The organism is Sphingomonas taxi (assembly GCF_000764535.1).
GTDB classification, from domain to species: domain Bacteria; phylum Pseudomonadota; class Alphaproteobacteria; order Sphingomonadales; family Sphingomonadaceae; genus Sphingomonas; species Sphingomonas taxi.
The window spans coordinates 1,112,256-1,130,391 of the sequence record NZ_CP009571.1 but is presented as its reverse complement, the minus strand read 5'-3'; the positions used below and the strand labels follow the sequence as shown (position 1 = coordinate 1,130,391).

The window sequence follows — 18,136 nt, the reverse complement described above, 5'->3', positions numbered from 1 at the left end:
GAGAGGGTGGCCGAGCGTAGCGAGGTCGGGTGAGGGCAGGGCCTTCCTTCGACCTCACCCTCCCACCGCCCGACGGCGGCGGGCCCCTCCCTCTCCCGAACGGGAGAGGGGTATAGAGAAATCCCCATGCCCTCCCATTCCGGCCTCTTCACCGTCATCGAGCGTGCCGCCCGCAAGGCCGGCACCGCGCTGCGCCGCGACTTCAACGAGGTCTCGCACCTCCAGGTCAGCCGCAAGGGCCCGGCCGACTTCGTGTCGATCGCCGACAAGCGCGCCGAGCAGACGCTGTTCGAGGAACTGCGCCGCGCCCGCCCCGACTGGGGTTTCCTGATGGAAGAGGGCGGCGAGGTCGCGGGCGATCCCGACAAGCCGCGCTTCATCATCGATCCGCTCGATGGCACGTCGAACTTCCTCCACGGCATCCCGCATTTCGCCATCTCGATCGCGGTCGAGGAGCCGACCCCGTCGGGCAAGCGCGAGATCACGACGGGCCTCGTCTATCAGCCGCTCACCGACGAGAGCTTCTGGGCCGAAAAGGGCCGCGGTGCGTGGCTCACCGACCAGCGGCTGCGCGTCTCGGCCCGCCGCGACCTGTCGGAGGCGCTGATCGCCACCGGCATCCCGTTCCTCGGCCATGGCGACTTCGTCCAGTGGAGCCGCATCTTCGGTGCGATCGCACCCGAGGTCGCCGGTATCCGCCGGCTCGGCGCGGCGGCGCTCGATCTCGCGTGGGTCGCCGCAGGCCGCTTCGACGGCTATTGGGAATCGGGCCTCAAGCCGTGGGACACCGCCGCGGGCATGCTGCTGGTCAAGGAAGCCGGCGGCTATGTTACCGACTTCCGCGGCGCCGACAAGGCGATGGAGCGCAACGAGTTCCTCGCGGGCAACGACGGCCTGCACGTCAAGCTCCACAAACTGGTCGCCGGCGCGCTCCGCTAAGCTGAATCCTATCAAGTTCGTTGACTGTAGAATTCCTCCCCCGCCAGGGGGAGGTGGCAGCACGCAGTGCTGACGGAGGGGGAGGTAAGCGGTAAACTCGGTTCCGTGTCCTCCCCCTTCGTCACCGCTTCGCGGCGCCACCTCCCCCTGGCGGGGGAGAATTTCTAGCTACGTCGCCGATCGCCGCTTCCCCAATTGAGAGTGATTCTCACACCCTCCGCGGCCTTGCCCGTACCCCCTTGGGGGCCTAAAGCGACCCCCACATCCTTCGCACCTGCGAGAAGCCCTTTGGTCGATCTGTCGCAATATCTGCCTATCCTGCTGTTCCTGGGTGTCGCCCTGGCGCTGTCGAGCACGTTCGTGTTCCTGCCCATGGTCGTCGCCCGGCTGACCGGCACCAATAAGCCCAACGAACAGAAGCTGTCGGAATATGAATGCGGCTTCCCCGCGTTCGAGGATCCACGCAGCCAGTTCGACGTGCGATTTTATCTGATCGCCATCCTGTTCATCATCTTCGATCTCGAAGCCGCCTTCCTATATCCTTGGGCAGTATCGGTTTTCAGCATCGGCTGGACCGCATGGATCTCCATGATGATCTTCATCGGCGAGCTTGCCCTGGGCCTCGTCTATGCCTGGAAAAAGGGAGCGCTGGATTGGGAATGACCGCTATGTCCGGACCCGTCGAACTCGAACGCCCGGCGACCGCCACGTCGCTGGTGCCGCCCGACCAGGGCTTCTTCGACAGCCTCAACGGCGAGCTCAACGACAAGGGCTTCCTCGTCACCTCGACCGAGGAGCTGTTCCAGTGGGCGCGTACCGGCTCGCTGTGGTGGATGACCTTCGGTCTCGCCTGCTGCGCGGTCGAGATGATCCACGTCAACATGCCGCGCTACGATCTCGAGCGCTTCGGCGCCGCGCCGCGCGCGTCGCCGCGTCAGTCGGACGTGATGATCGTCGCGGGTACGTTGTGCAACAAGATGGCGCCGGCACTCCGCAAGGTCTACGACCAGATGTCGGAGCCGAAATACGTCGTCTCGATGGGCAGCTGCGCCAATGGCGGCGGCTATTACCATTACAGCTATTCGGTGGTGCGCGGCTGCGACCGCGTCGTGCCGGTCGACATCTACGTCCCCGGCTGCCCGCCGACCGCCGAGGCGCTGCTCTACGGGATCATGCAGTTGCAGCGTAAGATCCGCCGTCAGGGGAGCGTCGAACGGTGAGGGCGCCCGCTCCTGCCTGGGCCGCCGATCTCAACGGCGAGACGATCGAGATCGTCCGGGCGACGCTCGGTTCGGCGCTGCTCGACGCGGTCGATCAGGTCGGCGAGGTCGCGCTCTACGTCGAGCGCACCGCGATCGTCGATGCGCTGACCAAGCTGCGCGACACGCCCGGTCTCGAATATCAGCAGCTGATGGAGATCGCCGGCGTCGACTATCCGAGCCGCCCGGAGCGGTTCGAGGTGGTCTATTGCCTGCTGTCGCTGACGCGCAACCATCGCCTGCACGTCCATGTCGCCACCGACGACGTCAAGCCGGTGCCGTCGGTGACGGGCATCTGGCCGGTCGCCGGCTGGCTGGAGCGCGAGGTGTACGACATGTACGGCGTGCTGTTCACCGGCAACGCCGACCTGCGCCGTATCCTTACCGATTACGGCTTCCGCGGCCATCCGCAGCGCAAGGACTTCCCGCTCTCGGGCTTCGTCGAGATGCGCTATTCGGAAGAGGCGAAGCGCGTGATCTACGAGCCGGTGAAGCTGGCGCAGGATTTCCGCAACTTCGACTTCCAGAGCCCCTGGGAGGGCGCGGCCTATGTGCTGCCCGGTGACGAGAAGGGCATGCTGCCCGAGGCCAAGGGCGCACCAACGCCGTTGAAGGCGGACGATATCGTCAAGGCCGATGCCGCGCGCACGCCGACGCAGGCGCCCAAGGCCGGCAGCGAACCCTATGCCAAGAACGATTCGACCGGCACCGCGAACACCGGCGCCGGCGATGCCGGCCCCGGCAACGCCCGGCAGGACAAGCCCAAGGATTCGGACGTCGTGCCGACCAAGGGCGGAGGACAGAATCAGTGAGCCAGGACCCGCATCTCGCGCCCGCCACCAACACGGTCGATCCCTATGTCGACGAGCTGATGCACGTCACCAGCCCGGCGCATCCGACCGAGGGCGACGTCACGATCCAGAATTACACGATCAATTTCGGCCCCCAGCATCCTGCCGCACACGGCGTGCTGCGGCTGGTGATGGAGCTGGACGGCGAGATCATCGAGCGGATCGATCCGCACGTTGGCCTGCTGCATCGCGGCACCGAGAAGCTGATCGAATACAAGACCTATGCGCAGGCGATCCCCTATTTCGATCGCCTCGATTATTGCTCGCCGATGTGCATGGAGCATACGTTCGTGCTCGCGATCGAGAAATTGCTCGATATCGAGGTGCCGATCCGCGCCCAGTATCTGCGCGTCTTCTTCGCCGAGCTGACCCGTATCTCCAACCACATGCTGAACCTCGGCAGCCACGTCATGGACGTCGGCGCGATGACGCCGAACCTGTGGATGTTCGAGATCCGCGAGGATTGCTACAATTTCCTCGAGCGTGCCTCGGGCGCGCGCATGCATCACAATTACATGCGGCCGGGCGGCGTCCATCAGGACGTGCCGCTCAAGCTGCTCACCGATATCGCCGACTGGCTCGACACGCGCCTGCCGCGCCTGTTCGAGGATGCGATCAGCCTCGTCGCCGACAACCGCATCTTCAAGCAGCGCAACGTCGATATCGCGACGGTGAGCCGCGAGGATGCGATCGCCTGGGGCTTCTCGGGGCCGATGATCCGCGCCGCGGGCATCCCCTGGGACCTGCGCAAGTCGCAGCCCTATGACGTCTACGACCGGATGGAATTCGACATCCCCGTCGGCACCCGCGGCGATTGCTACGATCGCTTCATGGTGCGCGTCGAGGAGGTCCGCCAGTCGGCGCGGATCATGAAGCAGTGCCTGCGCGACATGCCGGAGGGGCCGATCGCCTCGACCGACCGCAAGGTGGTGCCGCCCAAGCGCGCCGAGATGAAACAGTCGATGGAAGCGCTGATCCATCACTTCAAGCTGTACACCGAGGGCTATCACGTCCCCGCCGGCGAAGTGTATGTTGCGACCGAGAGCCCGAAGGGTGAGTTCGGCGTGTTCCTCGTCTCCGATGGCTCGAACAAGCCCTATCGCTGCAAGATCCGGCCGACCGCGTTCAGCCATCTCCAGGCGATGGACTTCATGAGCCGTGGCCACATGCTGGCCGACACCACCGCGATCCTCGGTGCGATGGACATCGTGTTCGGCGAGTGCGACCGGTGACCGGTAACGTGGAAAACCTGATCCTGGAGCGGTTGCGCCGGATCGATGATCGCTTGTCGAATATCGAAGGTGATATGCACGACATCAAGTTGCGCATGACCGTTGTGGAAGAGCATCTGGGCAACATGGTGCTGTCGATTTCCGGTTTGAACGCCCGCATGGACCGCTTTGACGAGCGACTGACCCGGGTGGAGCGCCGCATGGAATTGCGGGGTGGAGAATAATGGCTGAAGCAGCACACATTCCCGACGAAGCCGAGACCCGCGCCCGCTGGGGTGGCTTCGCCTGGAACGAAGAGAACCAGAAGAAGGCGAACGAGATCCTCGCACGCTATCCCAAGGGCCGTGAGCAGTCCGCGTCGATCCCGTTCCTCGACCTCGCCCAGCGCCAGGTCGGCGCCGAGACGCAGACGCAGGGCTGGCTGCCCGTGCCGGTGATCGAGTTCGTCGCGCGTCAGATCGGCGTGCCGTACATGCGCGTGTTCGAGGTCGCGACCTTCTACACGATGTTCAACCTGGCGCCGGTCGGCCGCTATCATGTGCAGGTCTGCGGCACCACGCCGTGCATGCTGCGCGGCTCGGACGACGTGCTCGCCGCCTGCAAGAACCGCGGGCTGGTCAAGGGCGGCACGACGCCGGACGGCATGTTCACGCTGACCGAGGTCGAGTGTCTCGGCACCTGCGCCAACGCGCCGATGGTCCAGATCAACGACGACAATTACGAAGACCTCGACTACGACCGTACCGTCGCGGTGCTCGAGGCGCTCGCCAATGGCGAGACGCCCAAGGCCGGGTCGACGATCGGCCGCCAGACGAGCTGCCCGGAGGGTGGCCCGACGACGCTGACCGCGATGGTCGACGCCAATCATGATTATCGGGGGGAGTGGGCATAATGTCTGACGAACATCCGACGGTCGGCGATACCCGCTTCATCACCGAGATGCTCCGTGGCATCCGCGGTGATATGTCCGATGTGAAGGACCGGATGATCAATATGGAATTGCGGCAGACGGCGATGGAGCATCGCCTGCTCGGCATCGATACCCATCTGGCCGCGGTCCAGCAGGGCGTCGACGGCCTGTCGAGCGACATGCGCCGGGTCAAGCAGCGCCTCGATCTCGTGGACGGACACGCCTGATGCTTGCCGATAAAGACCGCATCTTCACCAACGTCTACGGGTTCCAGCCGTGGAACCTCGAAGCGGCGCTGAAGCGTGGCGACTGGGACAATACCAAGGCGCTGATGGCGCTCGGCCAGGACGCGATCATCGACGTCATCAAGGCGAGCGGGCTGCGCGGCCGTGGCGGTGCGGGCTTCCCCACCGGCACCAAATGGTCGTTCATGCCCAAGGAGCCCAAGCCCGACCGGCCGAACTTCCTCGTCATCAACGCCGACGAATCCGAACCCGGCTCGTGCAAGGACCGCGAGATCATCCGCCACGATCCGCACAAGCTGATCGAGGGCGCGCTGATCGCCGGCTATGCGATGCGCGCGCGTGCGGCCTATATCTACATCCGCGGCGAATATATCCGCGAGGCGGAGACGCTGTTCGCCGCGGTCGCCGAGGCGTACGACAAGGGGCTGATCGGCAAGAACGCCAGCGGTTCGGGCTATGACTTCGACGTCTTCGTCCATCGCGGCGCCGGCGCCTATATCTGCGGCGAAGAGACCGCGATGCTCGAAAGCCTCGAGGGCAAGAAGGGCCAGCCGCGTTTGAAGCCGCCGTTCCCGGCCGGCGCGGGCCTCTACGGCTGCCCGACGACGGTCAACAACGTCGAGTCGATCGCAGTCGCACCGACGATCCTGCGCCGCGGGGCATCGTGGTTCTCGGGCTTCGGCCGCGAAAACAACAAGGGCACCAAGCTCTATCAGATCAGCGGGCATGTGAATAAGCCGTGCGTGGTCGAGGACGCGATGGGCCTGACGTTCCGCGAGCTGATCGAGACGCATTGCGGCGGCATCCGCGGCGGCTGGGACAATCTGCTCGCGGTGATCCCGGGCGGCTCGTCGGTGCCGCTGGTGCCGGCGAAGGACATCGTCGACGCGCCGATGGATTTCGACGGCCTCAAGGCGGTCGGTTCGGGCCTCGGCACCGCGGCGGTGATCGTCATGGACAAGTCGACCGACATCGTCCGTGCGATCAGCCGCATCTCCTACTTCTACAAGCATGAGAGCTGCGGCCAGTGCACGCCGTGCCGCGAAGGCACCGGCTGGATGTGGCGCGTGATGGAGCGGCTGCGCACCGGCGACGCCGACATCGCCGAGATCGATACGCTGCATCAGGTCACCAAGCAGGTCGAGGGTCACACGATCTGCGCGCTCGGCGATGCCGCGGCTTGGCCGATCCAGGGTCTCATCAAGCATTTCCGCCCCGAGCTGGAGCGCCGGATCAACGAACGTAGCGGCGGCGATCTGACGCCGATGCAGGAAGCTGCCGAGTGAGGTCTTCGCTCGTCCTGGCAATGGTCGGACTGTCGATCGCCTCCGGGGCGATCGCACAGAAGCAGACCGAGGCGGATACCGGGACCAACATCCCGATCCCCCGCCGCGCGCGGCTGCCGGAGACGCCGGGCCTGTCGGCGGCCGATCGCGGCCGGATTGCAATGGCGGAGTTCGCACGCTGCACCGTCGATCGCCAGTCGGGCCGGGTTGCCCGGTTGCTCACCCTGCCTGCCGAGGACGTGAACACGAGCGCGCTGGCGCCGATGGCGGATAGCGAGTGTCTGGCAAGCGGCATGATGCGGTTCAAGCCGATGTTGCTGCGCGGAGCGCTGTTCGTCGAATTGTATCGCCGTCGGTCCGAGGCTGGGATAAGAAAGGTGGCGTGGCAGTTGCCGGCGGTGCCGTTCGACGCCAACACGCAGGCAACGACGGCCGATGGCGATCGCAATATCCAGATGGGTTTGCTCGTTCTGGCGCAATGCGTCGTCGAGCATGATCCTGTAGACGCGAAAGCGGTGGTCATGGCACGGACCGCCAGTCCGGCGCAGAATGCGGCATTCGCCGCATTGGCCCCGAATATCTCGCAATGTCTGCCGAGTGGACAAAAGTTGACTTTGGGCAAGATCATTCTCGAGGGCGCGTTGGGCGAAGTTCTTTATCGCGGTGTCGTGCCACCGGTGCGTCCCGCGTCGCAGGAATCCAAGTAATGCCGAAGCTGAAAGTAGACGGGATCGAGGTCGAGGTGCCGCAGGGCGCGACGGTCCTCCAGGCGTGCGAAGCCGCGGGCAAGGAAATCCCGCGCTTCTGCTATCATGAACGGCTGTCGATCGCCGGCAATTGCCGCATGTGCCTCGTCGAGGTGAAGCCGGGGCCGCCCAAGCCGCAGGCCTCGTGCGCGCTGCCCGCCGCGGACAATCAGGAAGTCTTCACCACCACGCCAATGGTGAAGAATGCCCGCGAGGGCGTTATGGAATTCCTGCTCATCAACCACCCGCTCGACTGCCCGATCTGCGATCAGGGCGGCGAATGCGATCTGCAGGACCAGTCGGTCGCTTACGGCAAGGGCCATAGCCGCTACACCGAGAACAAGCGGGCGGTGACCGAGAAGTATATGGGTCCGATCGTCAAGACGATCATGACCCGCTGCATTCAGTGCACCCGCTGCGTCCGCTTCGCCGAAGAGGTCGCCGGGGTCGAGGAGATCGGCGCGATCTATCGCGGCGAGGACATGCAGATCACCTCCTATCTCGAACAGGCGGTGACCAGCGAGCTGAGTGGCAACGTCGTCGACCTCTGCCCGGTCGGCGCGCTGACCTCGAAGCCCTATTCGTACGAAGCGCGGCCGTGGGAGCTCAAGAAGACGCTCACCATCGACGTGCAGGATGCGGTCGGCACCAACATCCGCCTCGACAGCCGCGGCCGTCAGGTGCTGCGCTGCGTCCCGCGCATCAACGAGGACGTCAACGAGGAATGGGCGCACGACAAGACGCGCCACCACGTCGACGGCCTCGTCCGTCGTCGCCTCGATCGTCCCTATGTCCGCCGTGACGGCAAGCTCGCCCCGGTCAGCTGGGACGAGGCGTTCGCGGTCATCAAGACCAGGGTCGAAGCCGCGGGCGCGAACGTCGCCGCGGTGGCGGGCGATCTGGTCGACTGCGAGACGATGTACGCCGCCAAGGCGCTGCTCGCGAAGCTCGGCTCGTCGCTGCTCGAAGGGCGGCAGACGGGCATGGACTATGACACGTCGAGCCTCGCCGCGGTCAATTTCAACACCACGATCGCCGGCGTCGAAGAGGCCGATGCGATCCTGCTGGTCGGCACCAATTTGCGCTGGGAAGCGCCGCTGGTAAACACCCGCATCCGCAAGGCGATCAAGAAGGGTGCCAAGGTCTTCGCGATCGGGCCGGAGACCGAGCTGACCTACAAGGTCGAATGGCTGGGTGCCGATCTGTCGCTGCTCGGCAATCTGCCCGAGGCGGTCGCCAAGCTCTTTACCGATGCCGCCAAGCCGATGGTCATCGTCGGCGGCGGTGCGCTAAAGGGCGGCCATGGCGCCGCGCTCGCCTTCGCCAAGCAGTTCAATCTGGTGCGTGACGGCTGGAACGGCTTTAACGTCGTCCATATGGCGGCGAGCCGGATGGGCGGGCTGATGCTCGGCTATGCGCAGAAGGGCGGCATCGCCGATCTGTCGAACGCGGCGGTGACCTTCTTCCTCGGCGCGGACGAGGTCGATTACCCCAAGTTCGGCGGCTTCAAGGTCTATGTCGGCCATCACGGCGACACCGGCGCGCATCATGCCGACGTCATCCTGCCGGGCGTGACCTATGCCGAGAAGTCGGGCACCTGGGTCAATCTCGAAGGCCGCGTCCAGCGTGGCGAGCGCGCGGTGTTCGCACCGGGCGATGCGCGCGAGGACTGGACGATCTTCCGTGCCTTGTCGGAAGTGCTCGGTACGACGCTGCCGTTCGACAGCCTCGCCGGGCTGCGCGAGGCGATGACCGCCGAGGTCCCCGCATTGCGCAACGTCGGCGAGCTCGCCGGCTATGAGTGGAACCCGCCGGCGCTCGACGGTGCCGGGCAGGGGAGCCTCACCGGCTATCCGATCAAGGATTTCTATCTGACCAACGCCATCTGCCGCGCGTCCCCGACGATGCAGCGCTGTTCGGCCGAACTGGTCCATGGCGAGACGTTCGCGGAGGCGGCGGAGTGATGAGTCCCTTCTATCGTAAGGTCATCCATGTGGGGCCGGCGGTGCTGCTCGTAATCGCGGCGATCAATTTCGTCGGGTCGCTTGCCTTGGTTTTCGGGGTGCCAGTGCGGCCGAATCCGTTGTTCGGGTTGTCTGCGTCGCTGACGTCGGCGCTGCTGCCGCTGATCGCCGCTTTCGTCTTGCTGCGGTTCGACCAGTGGTTTGCGTCGACCCAGACTGGAGTCGACCAGTGACCGATTTCTTCAACACGACCGTCGGCATGTCCTACGGCTGGGCATGGTTCGTCGCGACGATCGTCGGCATCCTCGTCATCGCGCTGCCGCTGATGCTGGCCGTGGCGATGATCATCTATGCCGATCGCAAGATCTGGGCGGCGATGGCGCTGCGTCGCGGCCCCAACGTCGTCGGCCCGTTCGGCCTGCTCCAGTCGTTCGCCGACGGCCTCAAGGTCTTCCTGCAGGAGACGATCGTCCCCGCCGCCGCGAACCGGACGTTGTTCCTGCTCGCGCCGATCATCACCTTCACGGTGGCCTTGATCGTCTGGGCGGTGGTGCCGTTCGGGGCGGGCGTGGTGCTCGCCGACATCAACGTCGGCCTGCTCTACGTGCTCGCCGCCTCGTCGCTCGGCGTCTATGGCGTGATCCTGTCGGGTTGGGCGTCCAACTCCAAATATCCCTTCTACTCGGCGCTGCGTGCCGCCGCGCAGATGGTGAGCTACGAAGTCGCGATCGGCTTCATCCTCATCTCGGTGGTGATGTGGGCGGGGACGTTCAACCTCAGCGGCATCGTGCTGGCGCAGACCAGCACGCTCAACCTCCACATCAACGCCTTCGGCATCAACCCGCTGCTCTTCCCGATGGCGGTGATGTTCTTCATCTCCAGCCTCGCCGAGACGCAGCGCGCGCCGTTCGATCTGACCGAGGCGGAGAGCGAGCTCGTCGCCGGTTATCAGACCGAATATAGCTCGATGAGCTTCGCGCTCTTCTGGCTCGGCGAATATGCCAACGTGCTGCTGATGTGCGCGCTCAACGCGACGCTGTTCTGGGGCGGCTGGCTGCCGCCGATCGACTGGGCGCCGCTCTATTACGTGCCCGGGATCATCTGGCTGTTCGCGAAGATGCTGTTCTTCTTCTTCGTGTTCAGCTGGGTCAAGGCGACGGTGCCGCGCTACCGCTACGACCAGCTGATGCGGCTGGGGTGGAAGGTGTTCCTGCCGCTGTCGCTGTTCTGGGTGTTCCTGGTGTCGGGCGTGCTGATGCTGATCCGCGTGCCGGTCGGCGGATGAGCCGGGCCAGCGAATGGATGATCGCCCGCGGCCTTCGGCCGCAGGCGTTACGGAATCGGGCGCTGATCGGCGTCGCGATCGGATTGATGGTCGTCGTGATCGACCGAATGACGGGATTGGGCTCTTGAGCGTCGCACAGATCATCAAGTCGTTCACCTTGTGGGAGTTCGTGAAGGCGCACGCCCTCACGCTGAAGTATTTCTTCAAGCCCAAGGCGACGATCAACTACCCCTATGAGCGCAACCCGGTCAGCCCGCGGTTCCGCGGCGAGCACGTGCTGCGCCGCTATCCGAACGGCGAGGAACGCTGCATCGCGTGCAAGCTCTGCGAGGCGGTGTGCCCGGCGCAGGCGATCACGATCGAGGCCGAACCGCGCGATGACGGCAGCCGCCGCACGACGCGCTACGACATCGACATGACCAAATGCATCTATTGCGGTCTGTGCCAGGAGGCCTGCCCGGTCGATGCGATCGTCGAGGGGCCGAATTACGAATTCTCGACCGAGACGCGCGAGGAGCTGATCTACGACAAGGCCAAGCTGCTCGACAATGGCGACCGCTGGGAAAGCGCGATCGCGGCGAACCTTGCCGCCGATGCGCCATACCGTTAATGCGCGCCGCATTCGATTCCGGGCTTAGGGGGCCGACCAACTCGTGATCCAGGCCATAGCCTTTTATCTCTTCGCGATCATCGTGATCGGTTCGGGGGCGATGACGATTTCGTCGCGCAATCCGGTTCATTCGGTGATGTGGCTGATTCTCGCCTTCTTCAACGCGGCGGGGCTGATGGTGCTCGTCGGGGCGGAGTTCATCGCGATGCTCCTCGTCATCGTCTATGTCGGTGCGGTGGCGGTGCTGTTCCTGTTCGTGGTGATGATGCTCGACATCGAGGTCGCGCAATTGCGCGCCGGTGTCGCGCGCTATGCCGCGCTCGGCCTCGCGCTCGCGGTCGCGCTGGCGGCGGAAATCCTGATCGGCATCGGCGCCTGGAGCGCCGGCGGCCTCAAGATCAGCCGCCGCATCGCGCCGATCGACGGCGACGTGCCCAACATCCAGGCGATGGGGCAGTTGCTGTATACGCGCTATCTCTTCGTGTTCGAGGCGGCGGGCTTCGTCCTGCTCGTCGCGATGATCGGCGCGATCGTGCTGACGCATCGCCAGCGTGGCGGCGTCCGCGGCCAGAACATCAGCCGCCAGAATGCGCGCCGTCCGCAGGATGCGACGCGCAACGTCCAGCCGACGGTCGGCGAGGGGGTGCAGTTGTGATTGGGTTGACGCATTATTTGGTCGTGGCGGCGATCCTGTTCACGATGGGTGTGCTCGGCATCTTCCTCAACCGGAAGAATCTGATCGTCATCCTGATGGCGATCGAGCTGATCCTGCTCGCGGTGAACCTCAACCTCGTCGCCTTCTCCGCCTATCTCCACGATCTCGTCGGGCAGGTTTTCGCGATGTTCGTGCTGACCGTCGCCGCCGGCGAGGCGGCGATCGGGCTGGCGATCCTGGTGATCTATTTCCGTGGCCGCGGCACGATCGCGGTCGACGATGTCAATCGGATGAAGGGCTAAATACAGGTGACCTCCATCCTCTTCATCGTGTTCCTGCCGCTTCTGGCAGCGATCGTTGCCGGGCTCGGCAACAAGGCGATCGGCTTCGTGCCGGCCAAGGCGATCACCACCGGCGCGCTGTTCCTATCGTGCCTGCTGAGCTGGCCGATCTTCCTCGGCTTCCTCGCCGGCACCAACACCGCGACCGTCGTGCCGGTGCTCAAATGGATCGTCAGCGGCGACATGGCGGTCGACTGGTCGCTGCGTGTCGACCAGCTCACCGCGATCATGCTGGTGGTCATCACCAGCGTGTCGGCGCTCGTCCACCTCTATAGCTGGGGCTATATGAGCGAGGACCCGGACCAGCCGCGCTTCTTCGCCTATCTGTCGCTGTTCACCTTCGCGATGCTGATGCTCGTCACCGCGGATACGCTGGTGCAGATGTTCTTCGGCTGGGAAGGCGTCGGTCTCGCCTCCTACCTGCTGATCGGCTTCTGGTTCCGCAAGCCGTCCGCCAATGCCGCCGCGATCAAGGCGTTCGTCGTCAACCGCGTCGGCGATCTCGGCTTCATGCTGGGTATCTTCGGCACCTTCCTGGTGTTCGGCACCGTCTCGATCCCGGCGATCCTCGCCGCGGCGCCGACGATGGCGGGCTCGACGATCGGCTTCCTCGGCATGCGCGTCGATACGATGACGGTGCTCTGCCTGCTGCTGTTCGTCGGCGCGATGGGCAAGTCGGCGCAGCTCGGCCTGCACACCTGGCTGCCCGACGCGATGGAAGGCCCGACCCCGGTGTCGGCGCTCATCCACGCGGCGACGATGGTCACCGCCGGCGTCTTCATGGTCTGCCGCCTGTCGCCGATGTTCGAAATGTCGCCGACCGCGCTGCACGTCGTGATGGCGGTCGGCGCCGCGACCTGCCTGTTCGCCGCGACCGTCGGCATGGTGCAGACCGACATCAAGCGCGTCATCGCTTATTCGACCTGCTCGCAGCTCGGCTATATGTTTTTCGCGGCGGGCGTCGGCGCCTATGGCGCGGCGATGTTCCACCTGTTCACGCACGCCTTCTTCAAGGCGCTGCTGTTCCTCGGGGCGGGCTCGGTGATCCACGCGATGCACCACGAGCAGGACATGCGCTATTACGGCGGGCTGCGCAAAAGCATCCCGCTGACCTTCTGGGGCATGATGATGGGTACGCTGGCGATCACCGGCGTCGGCCTGCCCGCGGTGTTCGGCAATCCGCTCGGCATCGGTTTCGCGGGCTTCCATTCGAAGGACGCGATTATCGAGGCCGGCTGGGCGGCGGGCGAACCGGGCGTGTGGTTCGTCGGCGTGCTCGTCGCGTTGATCACCAGCTTCTATTCGTGGCGCCTGATGTTCCTCACTTTCTGGGGCAAGCCGCGCTGGGCCGCGTCGGAGCATATCCAGCACGCGCTGCACGACGCGCATGGCCACGGCCATGACGATCATGCGCACGACGCGCACGGACACGATGCGCACCACGCGCATGGGCATGACGCGCATCACGCCGACGAGGCGCACGGCAATCCGGCGCAGGCCGAGGACAGCGGCGATCGGCCGTCGACGCACGGCGCGTCGCAGCAGGACCTGCCCGCGGGGACCGGTGGTTATCACCCGCACGAGAGTCCGTGGCCGATGCTGGTGCCGCTCGTCATCCTGTCGATCGGCGCGATCGCAGCGGGCTTCGTCTTCCACCGCTATTTCATCGAACCCGATGCGGGCGAGCTGTTCTGGAAGGGCGACATCGCCTTCCGCGAACATCTGATGCACGCGATGCACGAGGTGCCGGTGCCGATCAAATTGTCGGCGACGATCGCGATGCTGCTCGGCCTGTTCACCGCCTGGTATGCCTATATCAAGGCGCCGAGCTTCCCGGCGGCGGTCGCCGACCAGTTCCGCATCCTGTACCGCTTCCTCGTCCACAAATATTATTTCGACGAACTCTACCACCTGATCTTCGTCCGTCCCGCCTTCGCCATCGGCCGTCTGCTGTGGCATCGCGGTGACGAACAGACGATCGACCGGTTCGGGCCGAACGGTTCGGCCTGGGTGGTGCAGCTCTCCAGCCGGCTCGCGGGCCGGCTCCAGAACGGATATGTCTATACCTATGCCTTCGTCATGCTGATCGGTCTGACCGCCGTCGTCACCTGGGCGATCGCACAGTGAGCGGGCTGCCCATCCTCTCGATCATGCTGCTGATCCCCGCGCTCGCGGCGATCGCCTGCCTGTTCGTCCCCGCCGCCACCGCCCGTATGCTGGCGCTGGCCGCCACCTTCGTCGATCTGGCGCTCGGCATCCTGCTGTGGGCCAATTACGATATCGGTGGCGCGCAATGGCAGTTCGTCGAGCAGGGCCCGGCGTTCGGCTTCTTCCGCTGGGATCTCGGCATCGACGGTTTCGCGCTGATGCTCATCATGCTCAGCGTGTTCCTGATGCCGATCTGCATCGGCGCGAGCTGGCGCTCGGTGACCAATCGCGTGCCCGAATATATGGCGGCGTTCCTGCTCACCGAAACGCTGATGATCGGCACCTTCGCGGCGCAGGATCTGTTCCTCTTCTACCTGTTCTTCGAGGCAGGGCTGATCCCGATGTATCTGATCATCGGCATCTGGGGCGGGGTGAACCGCATCTACGCCTCGTACAAATTCTTCCTCTACACGCTGCTCGGCTCGCTGCTGATGCTGATCGCGATGCTCTACATGGCGCAAACCGCCGGTACGTCGAGCATCCCGGCGTTGCAGGCCTATGACTTCCCGGCGCACGTGCAGACCTGGCTGTGGCTCGCCTTCTTCGCCTCGTTCGCGGTGAAGATGCCGATGTGGCCGGTCCATACCTGGCTGCCCGACGCGCACGTGCAGGCGCCGACCGCGGGGTCGGTGATCCTCGCCGGCGTGCTGCTTAAGCTCGGCGGCTACGGCTTCCTGCGCTTCAGCCTGCCGATGTTCCCCGAAGCCTCGGGCCAGCTTACCTGGCTGATCTTCGGCCTGTCGGCGGTGGCGGTGATCTACACCTCGCTCGTCGCGCTGGTGCAGTCCGACATGAAGAAGCTGATCGCTTATTCGTCGGTCGCGCATATGGCGATCGTCACCATCGGCCTCTTCGCCTTCAATCGGCAGGGGATCGAGGGCGCGATGATCATGATGCTCAGCCACGGGCTGGTGTCGGGTGCGCTCTTCCTGTGCGTCGGCGTCATCTATGACCGGCTGCACACCCGCGAGATCAGCCGCTACGGCGGTCTGGCGATCAACATGCCGCGCTACGCGCTCTTCTTCCTGTTCTTCACCATGGCGTCGATCGGCCTGCCCGGAACCAGCGGCTTCGTCGCCGAATTCCTGGCGCTGATGGGCACCTATCAGGTGTCGACCTGGATCGCCTTGCTCTGCACGACCAGCATCATCCTCGGCGCGGCCTATATGCTGTATCTCTATCGTCGCGTCGTCTTCGGTGAGATCAAGTCGGACGATGTGCGCGAGATGCAGGATCTGTCGCATCGCGAATTGTGGCTGCTCGCGCCGATCGCCGCCGTCGCTTTGTGGATGGGTGTCTATCCGGAGAGCTTCATGGCGCCGATGCGCAAGGATGTCGGCGTGCTGCTCGCCCGCATCGATCGCGCGACGCCCGTCTCCGATTCCCAGCCGACTGCCGGCAAGCCCCTCGCCACGGCGCCTGCCGCCCACGGAATTGCTCACTGATGGATTACGCCGCCAATCTCGCCATGACCCTGCCCGAGGTGATCCTCGGCGCGGGCGCCGTCGTCCTGATGCTGGTGTCCGCCTGGGGCGGATCGGCGTCGACGCGGGCCGTCTCGTGGACCGCGGTCGCGGTGCTCGCCGGCGCCTGTCTCGCCTTGCTCGGCCCGGCCAGCTACGGCGGGGCGGCGTTCGACGGCCTGTATCGTGCCGACGCCTTCGCCGCCTTCGCCAAGGTGCTGATCTTCGTCGCCGCGGCGGTGAGCATCGTGATCGCGCCCGACTTCTTCCAGCGCACGCACGGTGACGATCTGCGTCCCGAATATCCGGTGCTGATCCTGCTGTCCGCCGCCGGCATGGGGCTGATGGTCTCGGCGAGCGACATGCTGACGCTCTACGTCGGCCTCGAACTCCAGAGCCTCGCCGCCTATGTGCTGGCGAGCTTCATGCGCCGCGACACGCGCTCGGCTGAGGCGGGCCTGAAATATTTCGTGCTCGGCGCGCTGGCGAGCGGCATCCTGCTCTACGGCATCAGCCTGGTCTACGGCTTCTCGGGCACCACGCTGTTCACCGGCATCGCCGCCGCTTATGCGGGTCCGCAGTCGCTCGGCCTGCTGTTTGGCCTGGTCTTCGTCTTCGCGGGTATCGCCTTCAAGATCGCCGCGGTGCCGTTCCATATGTGGACGCCGGACGTCTACGAAGGCTCGCCGACGCCGGTCACCGCCTTTTTCGCCTCCGCACCCAAGGTGGCGGCGATGGGCCTCGCGGTCCGCGTTGCGGTCGAGGCGATGGGGCCGGCGACCGACCAGTGGCGCCAGATCGTGATCTTCGCCGCGCTCGCCTCGATCCTGCTCGGCGCGGTGGCGGCGATCGGCCAGACCAACATCAAGCGGCTGCTCGCTTATTCGTCGATCAACAATGTCGGCTTCGCGCTCGTCGGTCTCGCCGCCGGCACGCCCGAAGGCGTGTCGGGCGTGCTGATCTATATGACGATCTACATCGCGATGACGCTGGGCTCGTTCCTGATCGTGTTGCAGATGCGCGACGACGAGGGCCAACCCGTTGAAAGCATTGCGGCTTTGTCCGGCATGTCGCGCACCCGCCCGGGCCTTGCGGCCGCGCTCGCCATCTTCATGTTCAGCCTCGCCGGCATCCCGCCGCTGTTCGGCTTTTACGCGAAGTTTGCGGTGTTTGACGCCGCGGTGCGCGCCGGCCTGTTCCCGCTCGCCGTGATCGGTATCGCCGCCTCGACGATCGGCGCTTACTACTATCTGCGCGTCGTCAAGACGATGTACTTCGACGAGCCGGCACCGGCCTTCCCGAAGGGCAACAACCCGGTCGAGGGCGGGCTGATCGTGCTGACCGCCGCCTTCGTCTCGCCGCTCGGCTATCTGGCGATTCCGCTGCTCGGCGGCTGGACGATGGCTGCGGCGCGCGCGCTGTTCCCGGCGATTTGACGATCCGGACCGTCGCGGAGACGGGCTCGACCAACGCCGACATGCGCCTCCTCGCGCGCCAGGGCGCCGAGGAGGGGCTCTGGCTCCGCGCCGAGCGCCAGACCGCCGGCAAGGGCCGGCTCGGGCGCCAATGGGTGTCCGAGCCCGGCAATCTCTACGCCAGTACGTTGGTCCACCTGCGCCCCGCCGATCCCCAGCCTGCGACGCTGGCGCTGGTCGCCGCGGTGGCGCTGCATCGAGCCGTCAGCGTCTTCTTGCCCGACGCTGCCCGGCTGAAATGGCCCAACGATCTCTTGATCGGCGACGCCAAGCTGTCCGGCATCCTGCTCGAGCGCTGCGAGGACGCGGTGGTGGTCGGCATCGGGGTCAATCTGGCGCATCACCCCGATCTTCCCGATCGCGCGACGACGAGCCTCGCCGCCGCCGGGGCCGTGGTGACTGCGGAGGCTTTCCTCGACGTACTGGCGGAAGCCTTCGGCCGCTGGCTGACGGTGTGGCGCGGGCAGGGGCTTGCCGCGGTCCGCGATGCCTGGCTCGCCGCAGCGCATCCGGTCGGCACCGCGCTCAGCGTGCGACTGCCGGACGGCGGCACGCGCGACGGCCTGTTCGACGGGCTCGACGCGGACGGCGCGCTCATCCTGCGCTTGGCGTCGAGCGAGCGGCATGTCATTCACGCCGCCGACGTTTCTGTCCTGAAGGATTGACG

General features: G+C 65.4%; 21 protein-coding genes. All 21 read left to right on the top strand.

All coding sequences use genetic code 11. From position 1 onward, the window contains the following. The first annotated feature begins 126 nt into the window (after positions 1 to 126). The 21 genes from MC45_RS05060 to MC45_RS04965 all read left to right on the top strand — a co-directional run bounded on the left by MC45_RS05060 (position 127) and on the right by MC45_RS04965 (position 18,134). Positions 127 to 939, top strand: coding sequence for an inositol monophosphatase family protein (locus tag MC45_RS05060; RefSeq protein WP_038660333.1), 813 nt, complete (start codon positions 127 to 129; stop codon positions 937 to 939). A 288-nt stretch (positions 940 to 1,227) separates the two neighbouring features. Beyond that, positions 1,228 to 1,602, top strand: a complete 375-nt coding sequence (locus tag MC45_RS05055; protein ID WP_038660330.1) for an NADH-quinone oxidoreductase subunit A — start codon at positions 1,228 to 1,230, stop codon at positions 1,600 to 1,602. Between the two features lie 5 nt (positions 1,603 to 1,607). Then, complete coding sequence (locus MC45_RS05050) at positions 1,608 to 2,159, top strand: NuoB/complex I 20 kDa subunit family protein (protein ID WP_038660327.1); 552 nt, start codon at positions 1,608 to 1,610, stop codon at positions 2,157 to 2,159. Further along, on the top strand, positions 2,156 to 3,010 hold the full coding sequence (locus tag MC45_RS05045; RefSeq protein ID WP_038660325.1) for an NADH-quinone oxidoreductase subunit C: 855 nt from the start codon (positions 2,156 to 2,158) through the stop codon (positions 3,008 to 3,010). The genes MC45_RS05050 and MC45_RS05045 overlap by 4 nt, the downstream gene beginning before the upstream one ends. 59 nt (positions 3,011 to 3,069) lie before the next feature. Continuing rightward, entirely contained in the window at positions 3,070 to 4,281 is a 1,212-nt protein-coding gene (locus MC45_RS05040; protein WP_038666501.1) for an NADH-quinone oxidoreductase subunit D, read from the top strand. Further along, on the top strand, positions 4,278 to 4,505 hold the full coding sequence (locus MC45_RS05035; RefSeq protein ID WP_038660323.1) for a hypothetical protein: 228 nt from the start codon (positions 4,278 to 4,280) through the stop codon (positions 4,503 to 4,505). Before MC45_RS05040 ends, MC45_RS05035 begins: the two co-directional genes overlap by 4 nt. Beyond that, positions 4,505 to 5,173 (top strand): complex I 24 kDa subunit family protein, encoded by a 669-nt coding sequence (locus MC45_RS05030; protein ID WP_038660320.1) that lies wholly within the window; start codon positions 4,505 to 4,507, stop codon positions 5,171 to 5,173. Before MC45_RS05035 ends, MC45_RS05030 begins: the two co-directional genes overlap by 1 nt. Then, positions 5,173 to 5,418, top strand: coding sequence for a hypothetical protein (locus MC45_RS05025; RefSeq protein WP_038660316.1), 246 nt, complete (start codon positions 5,173 to 5,175; stop codon positions 5,416 to 5,418). Before MC45_RS05030 ends, MC45_RS05025 begins: the two co-directional genes overlap by 1 nt. Further along, the gene (gene nuoF / locus MC45_RS05020; RefSeq protein ID WP_038660313.1) at positions 5,418 to 6,722 is read left to right on the top strand and encodes an NADH-quinone oxidoreductase subunit NuoF; all 1,305 of its coding nucleotides are present in this window, start codon (positions 5,418 to 5,420) and stop codon (positions 6,720 to 6,722) included. The genes MC45_RS05025 and nuoF overlap by 1 nt, the downstream gene beginning before the upstream one ends. Next, positions 6,719 to 7,429 carry a hypothetical protein gene (locus MC45_RS05015; protein ID WP_156143772.1) on the top strand — a complete coding sequence of 237 codons (711 nt, stop codon included), beginning with the start codon at positions 6,719 to 6,721 and terminating at the stop codon, positions 7,427 to 7,429. Before nuoF ends, MC45_RS05015 begins: the two co-directional genes overlap by 4 nt. Next, positions 7,429 to 9,432: an NADH-quinone oxidoreductase subunit NuoG gene (gene nuoG / locus MC45_RS05010; RefSeq protein ID WP_038660307.1), complete on the top strand. Its 2,004-nt coding sequence runs from the start codon at positions 7,429 to 7,431 to the stop codon at positions 9,430 to 9,432. The genes MC45_RS05015 and nuoG overlap by 1 nt, the downstream gene beginning before the upstream one ends. After that, positions 9,432 to 9,665: a hypothetical protein gene (locus MC45_RS05005; RefSeq protein WP_038660304.1), complete on the top strand. Its 234-nt coding sequence runs from the start codon at positions 9,432 to 9,434 to the stop codon at positions 9,663 to 9,665. The genes nuoG and MC45_RS05005 overlap by 1 nt, the downstream gene beginning before the upstream one ends. 26 nt (positions 9,666 to 9,691) lie before the next feature. Beyond that, entirely contained in the window at positions 9,692 to 10,717 is a 1,026-nt protein-coding gene (gene nuoH / locus MC45_RS05000) for an NADH-quinone oxidoreductase subunit NuoH (protein ID WP_137897071.1), read from the top strand. Beyond that, complete coding sequence (locus tag MC45_RS19910) at positions 10,714 to 10,845, top strand: hypothetical protein (protein ID WP_281177483.1); 132 nt, start codon at positions 10,714 to 10,716, stop codon at positions 10,843 to 10,845. Before nuoH ends, MC45_RS19910 begins: the two co-directional genes overlap by 4 nt. After that, on the top strand, positions 10,842 to 11,327 hold the full coding sequence (nuoI, locus tag MC45_RS04995; protein ID WP_038660298.1) for an NADH-quinone oxidoreductase subunit NuoI: 486 nt from the start codon (positions 10,842 to 10,844) through the stop codon (positions 11,325 to 11,327). The genes MC45_RS19910 and nuoI overlap by 4 nt, the downstream gene beginning before the upstream one ends. 43 nt (positions 11,328 to 11,370) lie before the next feature. Next, positions 11,371 to 11,982 carry an NADH-quinone oxidoreductase subunit J gene (locus tag MC45_RS04990; RefSeq protein WP_038660296.1) on the top strand — a complete coding sequence of 204 codons (612 nt, stop codon included), beginning with the start codon at positions 11,371 to 11,373 and terminating at the stop codon, positions 11,980 to 11,982. Next, positions 11,979 to 12,284, top strand: a complete 306-nt coding sequence (gene nuoK, locus MC45_RS04985) for an NADH-quinone oxidoreductase subunit NuoK (RefSeq protein WP_038660292.1) — start codon at positions 11,979 to 11,981, stop codon at positions 12,282 to 12,284. The genes MC45_RS04990 and nuoK overlap by 4 nt, the downstream gene beginning before the upstream one ends. Before the next feature lie 6 nt (positions 12,285 to 12,290). Beyond that, positions 12,291 to 14,450: an NADH-quinone oxidoreductase subunit L gene (gene nuoL, locus MC45_RS04980; protein WP_038660290.1), complete on the top strand. Its 2,160-nt coding sequence runs from the start codon at positions 12,291 to 12,293 to the stop codon at positions 14,448 to 14,450. Beyond that, a complete protein-coding gene (locus MC45_RS04975) occupies positions 14,447 to 15,976 on the top strand; it encodes an NADH-quinone oxidoreductase subunit M (RefSeq protein WP_038660287.1) in 1,530 nt (509 codons plus the stop codon). The genes nuoL and MC45_RS04975 overlap by 4 nt, the downstream gene beginning before the upstream one ends. Beyond that, a complete protein-coding gene (gene nuoN, locus MC45_RS04970) occupies positions 15,976 to 17,430 on the top strand; it encodes an NADH-quinone oxidoreductase subunit NuoN (RefSeq protein ID WP_038660284.1) in 1,455 nt (484 codons plus the stop codon). Before MC45_RS04975 ends, nuoN begins: the two co-directional genes overlap by 1 nt. Next, complete coding sequence (locus MC45_RS04965; RefSeq protein WP_081974336.1) at positions 17,427 to 18,134, top strand: biotin--[acetyl-CoA-carboxylase] ligase; 708 nt, start codon at positions 17,427 to 17,429, stop codon at positions 18,132 to 18,134. The genes nuoN and MC45_RS04965 overlap by 4 nt, the downstream gene beginning before the upstream one ends. The last annotated feature ends 2 nt before the right edge of the window (positions 18,135 to 18,136 follow it).